General features: G+C 53.6%; 5 protein-coding genes. 4 read left to right on the forward strand and 1 reads right to left on the reverse strand.

Features of this window, described 5'->3' with window-relative positions:
• The first annotated feature begins 46 nt into the window (after positions 1-46).
• The 4 genes from LKE08_RS10710 (at position 47) to treY (ending at position 7,054) form a co-directional block, all read left to right on the forward strand.
• Complete coding sequence (locus tag LKE08_RS10710; RefSeq protein WP_324704213.1) at positions 47-799, forward strand: DUF4336 domain-containing protein; 753 nt, start codon at positions 47-49, stop codon at positions 797-799.
• A 157-nt stretch (positions 800-956) separates the two neighbouring features.
• On the forward strand, positions 957-2,027 hold the full coding sequence (locus LKE08_RS10715) for a DMT family transporter (RefSeq protein ID WP_324704214.1): 1,071 nt from the start codon (positions 957-959) through the stop codon (positions 2,025-2,027).
• Positions 2,028-2,046: 19 nt separating this feature from the next.
• Complete coding sequence (treZ, locus tag LKE08_RS10720; RefSeq protein ID WP_324704215.1) at positions 2,047-3,879, forward strand: malto-oligosyltrehalose trehalohydrolase; 1,833 nt, start codon at positions 2,047-2,049, stop codon at positions 3,877-3,879.
• A gap of 385 nt (positions 3,880-4,264) precedes the next feature.
• Positions 4,265-7,054: a malto-oligosyltrehalose synthase gene (gene treY / locus LKE08_RS10725; protein WP_324704216.1), complete on the forward strand. Its 2,790-nt coding sequence runs from the start codon at positions 4,265-4,267 to the stop codon at positions 7,052-7,054.
• Between the two features lie 119 nt (positions 7,055-7,173).
• Here treY and LKE08_RS10730 read toward each other — a convergent pair whose 3' ends face one another.
• Entirely contained in the window at positions 7,174-8,160 is a 987-nt protein-coding gene (locus LKE08_RS10730; RefSeq protein ID WP_324704217.1) for a YdcF family protein, read from the reverse strand.
• Positions 8,161-8,593 lie beyond the last annotated feature (433 nt).

Raw genomic sequence — 8,593 nt, forward strand, 5'->3', positions numbered from 1 at the left:
TGACAACGAGACGACTGAACTAGGAGCCGTGTGAGGTGAAAGTCTCATGCACGGTTCTGAATGGGAGGGGGAGATGGCAACATCTCTCTCGACCCTAATAACTCGCGTCGTTTGTATGCTTGAAAAGTTCGGGCCTTCCCTTTACTCGGCCGACGGGCCGACCGTTTCGTTCTTCGGCTTTCCGTACCCCACCCGCATGGCAGTGGCGCGACTCTCGGACGGCGGCGTTTGGGTCTGGTCCCCGATCGCCCTGACGGAAGAACTGGCCGACGAAGTGCAAGCCATCGGGCCGGTTCGCCACATCGTCTCGCCGAACAAAATCCATCACCTTTTCTTGGGCGAGTGGGCCGGCCATTGGCCCGATGCCCGCCTCTACGCGCCACCGGGACTCGCGCAAAGGAAACCCGAAATCCCCTTTGATGACGAACTCGACGACGAACCCCCCGCCTCCTGGGCTACGGATATTGACCAGGTGGTGTTCCGGGGGTCTTTCGCGATGGAAGAGGTCGTCTTCTTCCACCGGGTTTCGAGAACCGCGATCGTCGGCGACCTGATCCAACGGCATCTCGAATCGAAGATGTCGGGATGGAAGGGAGCGCTGATGCGCTTTGACGGCTTGGTTGGCGATCGCGGCAGTACGCCGCGAGAGTGGCAGGCCACCTTTTTTCAGCGCAGTTCCACCCGTGCGGCGCGAAAGGCGGTACTCGAATGGAATGCCGAACGGCTGCTGATCGCACACGGGAAGTGCGCCCAGACCGGAGCCGCCGAGATCCTCTCAACGGCGTTGAGTTGGATTTGAAGTCCCCCCCACCCGGGCCGGCTCCAACTGGACTTTTCGGGAAGCAAATCCTATGATTGTAAAAACAACTTAACAAAACTACATCAATCTCAAGATTGCCCCGCCGCGCCGTTAAGTGGCGGGGGGATCTATGGAAAGAGTGCTAGGAGTCAACCGAATGCAGCCAAAGCCGATCGCGAACCTACCCTTCAAACCCCTACTCCTCATCGCCCCGTTTTTCTTCTGGGGCACCGCAATGGTCGCCATGAAAGGCGTGATCCCCCACACGACACCGTTATTTATGGCGGGGGTGCGGCTGTTTCCGGCGGGGATATTGGTGCTGCTGGTGTGCCTGATCCAGGGACGTCCCCAGCCGAAAACTTGGAAGGCTTGGGCCTGGATCGCCCTGTTCGCGCTGGTGGACGGGGCCCTATTTCAGGGATTTTTGGCCGAGGGACTGCTGAGGACCAAGGCGGGTTTGGGATCGGTGATGATCGACACCCAACCTCTGGCGGTGGCGATCTTGTCGTTGTGGCTATTTCAGGAACGCATCCGCTTTTGGGGATGGCTGGGACTGGCGATCGGAATTATTGGGATTAGTACGATCGGTTTGCCGGACGAGTGGATTTTGGGTTGGCTGCACCTGGGTTCCGGCGATATAGCCCCCACCCAACTGTTTGAAAGCGGGGAATGGCTGATGTTGCTGGCGGCGCTGTCGATGGCCGTGGGGACGGTTTTGGTGCGTGGCGTCTGCCGCCACGTCGATCCGGTGGTGGGGACCGGATGGCACATGATTATCGGGGGGTTGCCGTTATTCGCCCTTTCTGGCATCTTTGAAACGGAACAGTGGGTCCACATTGATGCCGGGGGATGGGTGGCGATCGCTTATTCGACGGTGTTCGGGAGTGCGATCGCCTACGGATTGTTCTTCTACTTCGCATCCAGCGGATCGCTGACCAGTTTGAGCTCTTTGACGTTTCTCACCCCCATTTTTGCCCTGCTGTTCGGCAATCTATTTTTGGGAGAAGTGCTCAGTCCGCTACAATCGATGGGGGTCGGACTGACGTTGGTGAGTATCTACCTCGTCAACCAGCGGGATACCCTGGCCGAAAAGTTCGGATTCGATCGCGCCGACGGGAAATCCAACCCCCCGGAGGCCGAGTCGGAACCCCTGCTGAGTCCCGCAGAGGGCAAACCCGTGGAACTTTCGGTCAAAATGGGAGTCCCGGAATCCGAGCCGAACGCTTAATAGAACTGCGAGGAGGATCATGAAAGTTGGCGCAAACTATCTGGGCGGCGATCGCTGCGAGTTCGTCGTTTGGTCCCCCATCCGGGAGGCGGTGAGTCTCAAACTCGAAACCCCGGAAAGTCGGTTAATTCCGATGGAACGGGACGAGTCGGGATACTGGCGCGTCACCCTCGACAATATTCCGCCGGGCACCCGCTACAAGTTCGAGTTGGATGAAGACACGATTCGGCCCGATCCCGCCTCGGAGTTTCAACCGGAAGACGTGCACGGACCTTCCGCAGTGGTCGATCATGGGGCGTTTAATTGGGATGAGGGCGGCTGGCAAAATACCCCTCTGGAAGATTATATTATTTACGAATTGCACGTCGGGACGTTCACTCCCGAGGGGACGTTCGAGGCGATTATTCCCCGGATTTCTGAATTGTTGGAGTTGGGAATTACGGCGATCGAATTGATGCCGGTTTCCCAGTTTCCGGGAAGTCGAAATTGGGGTTATGATGGCGTTTATCCCTACGCGGTTCAGACCTCCTACGGGGGGCCGGAGGGTTTGAAAAAGTTGGTGAACGCCTGCCACCAGCAGGGGATGGCGGTGGTGATGGATGTGGTTTACAACCATTTCGGCCCGGAGGGGAATTACACCCGCGATTTCGGCCCCTATTTTACGCCGAAATATCAGACACCCTGGGGCAGTGCAATTAATTACGACGACGCGGACAGCGATGGGGTGCGGAATTTCGTCCTGGAAAATGTCCTGTGTTGGTTCCGGGACTACCACATCGATGCTTTGCGACTCGATGCTATACACGCCATTTATGATTTTGGGGCGAGACATATTTTGTCGGAGATGGCGGACTGGGTGGCGGAATTGTCCGAACAGTTGAATCGCAAGTTTTATTTGATTGCCGAAAGTGACCTCAACGACGTCCGGATTATTAATCCAAAAGAGCGGGGGGGATATGGGATCGATGCCCAGTGGAGCGACGATTTCCACCACGCTTTGAGGACTTTGATTACCGGGGAACTGACGGGTTATTACAAAGATTTTGGCACCTGCGCGGATTTGGAAAAGGCGCTGCGAGACCGCTTTATTTACACTTGGAATTATTCCAAAAATCGGCAGAGATTTCACGGCAGTTATGCGGGCGATCGCCCCCCGTCTCAGTTTGTCGTCTGCTGCCAGAATCACGACCAGGTTGGCAACCGAATGTTGGGGGAACGGCTGTCCGAACTGGCCTCTTTTGAGGCGTTGAAGTTGGCGGCGGGGACGGTGTTATTGTCGCCCTACATTCCGCTATTATTTATGGGGGAAGAGTACGGGGAAACAAGGCCGTTTCTGTATTTTATCAGCCACACCGATCCCGATTTGGTGGAGGCGGTTCGCAAGGGAAGAAAGGCGGAGTTTGAGGAGTTTCATGCCGTCGGAGAACCGCCGGATGCCCAGAGTCCGGAGACGTTCAAGCGATGTATTTTGAATTGGGAAGAACGGAATCAAGGCAAATACGGGGCTCTGTTGGCGTTTTACAAGCGGCTGATCGCCCTGCGAAGCGAAATTCCGGCGATTAAAAGTAGCGATCGCGATCGCCAAAAAATTGCCAGCAGCGAAGCGGATAAACTGATCTCTTTCCATCGGTGGACTCAAGATTCGCAAATTTTCGGTATTCTGAATTTCAATTCGGAATCGGTGGGTTATCAGTTTGACCCCGAGGGCGGGACGTGGCAGAAGCGGATCGACTCCGCTGATTCAGAGTGGATGGGGCCGGGTTCTTCCCTTCCGGATACCCTCGCCGAGTCCGAGAACATCTCCCTGGCGCCGGAAAGTTGCGTTTTGTACGAATGTCAGAGGGCAATTTAGCTATAATATGGGTTCGCGACTTGTCGCAGTCAATTCACGTCAAACTTGGGGGTGAGACATACCGCGATCGGCCTGTGTTCGCATTCGTCGGAGAGAAGCGTTTAGTGCCCCCGTCCCCGATATTCGACATCGGAATTGGCGATCGCTCCGACCCGCGACGCTTCAGGTCGGACGCGATACGATATTTGAGTCATTTTATGCCGTGCGATCGTCCTCTCCGGGGGACTCGACATTTAGATCAAGTCCGGACAATCACTTATCATATAAATGTCTGATTGTCAAAGTAAAAAAATAGTTTTTATAAAAACTATTTTAGCGGACATGATATGACCCATTCACAGACCAGTCAATCTTTGAACCCGACTCGTTGCGATCGAAATTAATTATGCGTATCCCTGTTTCAACCTATCGAATTCAATTTAACCCTAATTTTGATTTTGAGGCAGCCAAAAAAATCCTGCCTTACCTTAAAGAATTAGGAATTTCCGATATTTACGCCTCTCCCATTTTCAAAGCCCGGAGCGGCAGCAGCCACGGCTACGATGTCGTCGATCCCAACCAAATCAACCCCGAACTCGGTTCGCGAGAAGCCTTCGAGGAACTGATCGAAGAACTGCAAAACCGGGAGATGGGGTGGGTGCAGGATATCGTCCCCAACCATATGGCCTACGACAGCGAAAATAAGCTGTTGATGGACATTTTAGAACACGGACCGGATTCGGAATATTTCGACTATTTTGAAATCGACTGGGATCAGGTATACGACGACCTGCGAGGGCGGGTTTTGGCACCCCTCCTCGGGGATTTTTACGGCAACTGTTTGGAAAACGGGCAACTCAAATTATCCTACGACGAATCGGGTTTGAGTGTCAGTTACTACGATCTCAAATTCCCGCTTAGAATCGAATCCTACGCCACCTTAATTAGCTACAAAATCGGCGCACTTTCCCAAACGCTCGGAAACCGACACCCCGACGTTATCAAACTGTTGGGGGTTCTCTATATCCTCAAAAACATTCCCACGGAAACCTCCAGCCAGCAGCGTCGCAACCAGGCGGAATTTGTCCGGGGGCTGCTGTGGGAACTCTACCAAGACAACCCGGAAATCAAGAATTTCATCGATGAAAACATCGATTTCTTCAACGGGGAAGAGGGGAAAACCGAGAGTTTCAACCTCATGGACCGTCTCCTGTCCGACCAATTTTATCGCCTCTCGTTTTGGAAGGTGGGGGCGGAAGAATTGAACTACCGGCGCTTTTTTACCGTCAATGAACTGATTTGCGTCCGGGTCGAAGATTACAAAGTTTTTCAACGGACTCACGATTTGATCGGGCAGTTAGTGCAGTCCGGACAGTTCACGGGACTGCGAATCGACCACATTGACGGACTCTACAACCCCATCCAATATCTGCGGTGGCTGCGGGAAAAAACGGGGGATATTTATATCGTCGTCGAGAAGATCCTGGAACTCGACGAAAAACTCCCGTCCAACTGGCCAATTCAGGGGACCAGCGGCTACGACTTTTTGAACTATGTGAACGGTTTATTCTGTCAGGGTGAAAATGAGCAAAAATTTGATGATATCTACGTCCGGATGACGGGGCTCACCGCGCCTTACAGCGATCTGTTGGTGGAGAAAAAACGCCTGATCGCCGATAAAAATTTAGCGGGGGATGCGGACAACCTGGCGGGGCTGTTGAAGCAGGTGTGCGGACAGTATCGCTACGGGCGAGATTTCACCCTGGCGGGGTTGAAAACAGCGATTATGGAATTTTTGGTGCGGTTCCCCGTTTACCGGACTTACATCAACCAGGAAGGCGTGAACGAGGCCGATCGCACCTACGTCCAGCAGGCGATCCGGGAGGCGAAAGGGAAACTGCCGGAACTGTTGAATGAATTGAATTTGATCGAAAAATTCCTATTTTTGGATTACGACGAATTCTTGAGTGAAGAAAATCAACAGTTGTGGCTGCGGTTTGTGATGAAATTGCAGCAGTTTTCGGGGCCGTTGACGGCGAAGGGGATCGAGGATACGCTGTTTTATGTTTATCACCGATTTATCGCCCTGAATGAAGTGGGTGGGAACCCCAATCATTTTGGCATTTCTCTGGACAAATTCCACCAATTTAACCAATATCGTCTCGGGAGTTGGTCCGATGCCATGAATGCCACGGCAACCCATGACACGAAGCGGGGGGAAGACGTGCGATCGCGTCTGAATGTGATTTCGGAACTCCCGGACGAGTGGGAAGAAAAGGTGAAATGTTGGTCGGAATTGAACCGCCGCCACAAGACCCAAACTGATGCTAAATTGAGTCCCGATCGCAACGACGAATATTTCCTCTATCAAACCTTGGTGGGTTCCTTCCCCTTCTTCGAGGAGGAATATGAGGAATATGTGGAACGGGTGAAACAGTACGTGGTGAAAGCCGTGCGGGAGGCGAAGGTTCACACGGCTTGGTTGCGTCCGGATACGGATTACGAGGACGGATTTATCAATTTTGTCGAACAGATCCTCGACCCTTCCGAAGAGAATCAATTCCTCGCCGACTTCCGGCCGTTCCAGGAAAAAATCGCCTTCTACGGGATGTTCAATTCCCTGTCTCAAACCCTGTTAAAATTGGTGAGTCCGGGACTGCCGGACATTTACCAGGGGACGGAATTGTGGGATCTGAGTTTGGTCGATCCGGACAACCGGCGTCCGGTGGATTTCGAGGGCCGGCTGTCGTTCCTCCAGGAGATCAAGCGGCGGTGTCGGACGGGGATTCAAAACTTGATTGAAGACCTGGTGGCGACCTGCGAAGATGGGCGTTTGAAATTATTTTTAATGGCGCGGGTTTTGGAGGCGCGACAGCAGTATTTAGAGGTGTTCCAAACGGGGACTTATAAGCCGGTGGCGGTGACGGGTCAGTATAGCGATCGCGTCATTGCTTTCGCCCGCAGCGACGGCAAAAATACCGCGATCGCGATCGCGCCCCGATTTTTAACGGGTGTCGTCCAACCCCCCCAATTCCCCCTCGGCGAGGTGTGGGGCGACACGGCGATCGAACTTCCCCAGGGCAGCGGTTCGAGTTGGCACGAAGTCATCGCGGACGGGACAATTTCGGGAGGCGACCAAATTGCGATCGCTCAGATCCTGCAACATTTCCCCGTCGCCCTTTTGATCGATCAATAAAAACGGGAGTTTGCGAGTGGGGAGGGCGAAGGCCATTCGCCCCTACAAAAAAAGAGGTGCGGGATGGGGAAATATCGGCAGTTTCCCGACTCCCGACTCCCGACTCCCGACTCCCTCAATTACAAACCCGGTGCCAGCCACCCCCGCAGGAAGTAATAGAAACTGACCAGATATTCGTCAACGACTTTCGTGGTCAAAACGAGGGCGTCCGCATTCGGGGCAAAATCCTCGAAGGAAACCCTCCTTTTGCGTTTTCCGCTGGGAATAAACGTGAAAAAGTTGGTCGGGGCAGGAATCACTTTCAAACCGACATTAGTAAATGTCAAAGCCGCCCGCCGCGTTTCCAAGGCTGATGTTACCAAAATCACCGCCCGTCCCAAACCTTTTTGATCCATAATTTGTTGAACTGCGAGGGCTTCTTCTCGCATATTGTGGGCCTCGGTGACGAGGATGATATCTTCCGGCAAAACGCCCATATAAATGAGCAGTTGTCTGATATCTTTGGCTTCGTTGGTGGGGTGTACCAACTCGTGGCGATCGCCCGCGGCGACGATCACTCGGGAGGCGAAACCTTCCCGGTAAAGTTCGGAAGCATAGGGGATGCGATCGCCCGTATCCGTCAATTCAATCTGGGTCCGGTTGGGCAGTTTGGGTTCCGTCGTTCCCCGCCCCAGCAGCACGATCGCCCCGGCCCTCTCGCCGCAACACAAATCATTCTGAACCGTTTCGACCGCCACCCGTTCCACCTGCAACGCCAGCCATTGGGCGAGTACCGGTGTACTCGAAAGAATTAAAATTAAGAGTGCAGTTAAAATCAGATTGGGAGCTGGACTTTTAATGCCCCCGTTGGTGATCAATGCCGCCGCGATCGTCAGCAGTAAAATCGACAAACCGAGGGGCCGCAAGAAAATCGCCAGGAGTTGAAACACTGCGGTTCCCACCGCACTGTCCGGTGCCACAAAGGCGACAATTAGCAAGGTGAGGGTCAGCAAAAAAAACAGGCGACTCACCAGGGTGTTTTCTTTCCCAGCCAACAGCTTCCAGATCCGAAAAGAAATGGTAATTAGCAGCAGTAAAACCAGGACTTGAGTCAGTAATACAAACATATTTTTCCCTCATTTTTGTGATTGGGGATGGAACAGTTTTGAGAGAAATTGACGCTCCATACAGCAGTTCTGATAATCCACCGATCTTTTCCCGCCAACCCGAAGTCAATTTAGAATAGAATCATGGGACTTCCGCCACCCGAAAATGGCCGGAAGCTGGCGATCGCGATATTGGGAAATTCTAGGATTTGGAGAAATTATAGCCCCATCACGGGTACACGGCTCAATTTATACTACACGACGGTCGCCGCTGACAATAGCGGAGGAGGCGGAGGAGGCGGAGGAGGCAGAGGAGGCAGAGGAGGCGGAGGAGGCGGAGGTTGAATTGGGGGTGGGCAGGCACGGAGGCAGAGCCCCTACAATCTAAAATTCCCTACACCCTACACCCTACACCCTACACCCTACACCCTACACCCCACACCCCACCCCCCAC

It is taken from the genome of Lyngbya sp. CCY1209, assembly GCF_035615495.1.
Taxonomy (GTDB): domain Bacteria; phylum Cyanobacteriota; class Cyanobacteriia; order Cyanobacteriales; family Microcoleaceae; genus Limnospira.

Bases quoted from the DNA above. Each gene is read 5' to 3' on its own strand.
- LKE08_RS10710 (WP_324704213.1), top strand. From the start codon at position 47: ATGCACGGTTCTGAATGGGAGGGGGAGATGGCAACATCTCTCTCGACC.
- LKE08_RS10715 (WP_324704214.1), top strand. From the start codon at position 957: ATGCAGCCAAAGCCGATCGCGAACCTACCCTTCAAACCCCTACTCCTC.
- treZ (WP_324704215.1), top strand. From the start codon at position 2,047: ATGAAAGTTGGCGCAAACTATCTGGGCGGCGATCGCTGCGAGTTCGTC.
- treY (WP_324704216.1), top strand. From the start codon at position 4,265: ATGCGTATCCCTGTTTCAACCTATCGAATTCAATTTAACCCTAATTTT.
- LKE08_RS10730 (WP_324704217.1), bottom strand. From the start codon at position 8,160: ATGTTTGTATTACTGACTCAAGTCCTGGTTTTACTGCTGCTAATTACC.